Consider the following 2,211-nt stretch of genomic DNA (forward strand, 5'->3'; position numbering starts at 1 on the left):
GCTGCACAAGAGGGCTTTAGTTGCTGCTAAAGCCTGGGTCTCACATTACCCTGTTTCGTTAATTATTATCCATACAAAAACTTCAAGTTCGTTCCGGTCTTCGCCCTCCACCGGACGCACCTGCGGCGCGCCGCTTAAGTTGGCGTTATGTGCTTATTCTATACACAAACATTTCATAGGAATCATTATGAAAGCTGAATGGTTTACATACGATAAGGAAGAAGGTGTAAACTTGCCTGAGTGGGCAAGATCTTTTGCAATTGGTCAGGACGGGACAGTTTTTGTCCCAGGTGCCATTTCAAACGTGCCTGAACATGAGGTTTTTCTCTGTTCCTGTTCTGATGCAACACCGCATGTGATTTTTAAAAATCATAAATACTTTCCTTCGAAGTGGCTCTCAGAAGAGTTTCCCAAAGCTAAAGAAATTTGTGAAATAATAGAACGAAGAGCCTTGGAGTTGCAAGAGCATTCCTGAGTTAATATAGAGTATTAACATTACGGATTAGGAGAAATTATGCAGTATTCTCGAAAGCAACAAATAGTTATAAATAGAGTAATCTCTCTATTCACAGATGTAAAAATATCAACTGAAGCGTGGGGCTTCTATCTTTTTGATCAGGAGTTTGAAAAAGAGCAAGAATTACGCAATAGACTTGGTTTGATCTGGATATCATCTTTATTTGATCTCATTGCTACAGAAACTACAGCTATCGCCAAGCATAGAAAAGATGCAGTTGATCTTGGATTAAAACATATAGATGAATATTGCAATCAAGCCGAACATCTTATAGAGCTACTCAAAGATATAATTGAAAAATTTTCAGTAACAGAACAATTATTCATTTTAAACCTTAGAAATCAGTATGTTCACTCATATTTAGTTGGCAGGCATAATGACTCTATCACTATTAAATTTCTTGAGAACCGAAAAATTGTAAAAAGAGCAATGGATCACCAAGAATATCACGATATGCTTTTACCTTTATTTGAAGCTGGCAATCTTGATGAAACAGTTCAAAATATAATCTGCAGAATAGATCACCAGAATGATAAGTTTTTTAAATTTCTTGCGGAATTGCAGCAGAGAAACCAAGAGCTTCACAGTTCGATAAATAATGGGCAGCAATTCACCTTCATCACGCTACGCACATAACAAAAAGTTCCAGTTCGTTCCGGGGCTTCGCCCCTCCACCCGACGCCGCCGTCGGCGGCGCGGCTGAACTTGGCGTTATGCCCTTTTATCGAGCCTGTATTCACAATTTGTAAACCCGCATTAGCCGTGCTAATATTCACAATAAGTGAACTTAGAGGCTGTTATGCACGTTATCTCGAGAAAGCCGTTTAGTGATGCTGCAAAGAAATATCCGAACAATGCAGCTGCTATAGAGGCATTATATAAGTCATTGAGAAATGGTGACTTTAATAGTCCTCAAGAGCTGAAATCACTATTTCCGAGCTTGGATAATTTCAAGTACAAGGATAAATGGTGGGTAATCGATATTGGAGGCAATAATCTCAGACTCATAGCATTTATAGAGTTCAGGGATAATCGGATGTACGTTAAACACATTGTCTCTCATGCTGAATATGACAAATTGTGTAAAAAGTACTCAATGGAGGCTCGCTCATGAGATTTTCAACTCTTAAACAGAAAGCGGTAGATTTCTTTTCTGAGGCAAGTTTTATTGGTCGTATTCACAGCGAAAGTGAGTATGAACAAGCTTTAGAGCTAATGGATGAATTAATTGAGGATTATGATAGATATCTTCCATTGATTGAAGTGCTGTCTATTTCTATTGAAAAGTGGGAAGACGAATCAAGTGAGTTTGCTGAATTTAATAAAAGAATTTCATCTTTAGATGATGGTATTGCTGTTCTACGAACTTTGATGGATCAGCACCAGTTAAAAGCGGAAGATCTAAAAAAGGAGCTGGGTAGTAAAAGTCTGGTATCAATGATCTTAAATGGTTCCAGAAATCTTACTCGTGATCATATCCAGGCTCTTTCTGCACGCTTTAACATATCACCTTCAGTATTTTTCCACAGGGCATAACAATAAATTCAAGTTCGTTCCGCTTCGCTCCACCGGACGCCGCCTGCGGCGGCGCCGCTTAATTTGGCGTTATGTCACTCCTCTATGTACGGGACAAAACATGTAAGAGCATTTGAAAGTTGACTTGGTCGCTTTTTGCACAGTTATTTTTCAGAACC

4 protein-coding genes are annotated in these 2,211 nt (G+C 38.9%); all 4 read left to right on the forward strand.

All coding sequences use genetic code 11. The features are described 5' to 3' along the window. Positions 1-475: hypothetical protein (locus Q1B11_RS20035; protein WP_299735753.1), on the forward strand; the 475-nt coding region annotated here is incomplete at its 5' end. Positions 476-514: 39 nt separating this feature from the next. Then, positions 515-1,153, forward strand: coding sequence for a hypothetical protein (locus Q1B11_RS20040; RefSeq protein ID WP_299735755.1), 639 nt, complete (start codon positions 515-517; stop codon positions 1,151-1,153). A gap of 163 nt (positions 1,154-1,316) precedes the next feature. After that, the gene (locus tag Q1B11_RS20045; protein WP_299735756.1) at positions 1,317-1,631 is read left to right on the forward strand and encodes a type II toxin-antitoxin system HigB family toxin; all 315 of its coding nucleotides are present in this window, start codon (positions 1,317-1,319) and stop codon (positions 1,629-1,631) included. Next, the gene (locus Q1B11_RS20050; RefSeq protein ID WP_299735758.1) at positions 1,628-2,053 is read left to right on the forward strand and encodes a helix-turn-helix domain-containing protein; all 426 of its coding nucleotides are present in this window, start codon (positions 1,628-1,630) and stop codon (positions 2,051-2,053) included. The genes Q1B11_RS20045 and Q1B11_RS20050 overlap by 4 nt, the downstream gene beginning before the upstream one ends. The last annotated feature ends 158 nt before the right edge of the window (positions 2,054-2,211 follow it).

Origin of the sequence: uncultured Endozoicomonas sp. (assembly GCF_947495845.1) — a bacterium.
GTDB lineage: Bacteria > Pseudomonadota > Gammaproteobacteria > Pseudomonadales > Endozoicomonadaceae > Endozoicomonas.

Bases quoted from the DNA above. Each gene is read 5' to 3' on its own strand.
- Q1B11_RS20040 (WP_299735755.1), top strand. From the start codon at position 515: ATGCAGTATTCTCGAAAGCAACAAATAGTTATAAATAGAGTAATCTCT.
- Q1B11_RS20045 (WP_299735756.1), top strand. From the start codon at position 1,317: ATGCACGTTATCTCGAGAAAGCCGTTTAGTGATGCTGCAAAGAAATAT.
- Q1B11_RS20050 (WP_299735758.1), top strand. From the start codon at position 1,628: ATGAGATTTTCAACTCTTAAACAGAAAGCGGTAGATTTCTTTTCTGAG.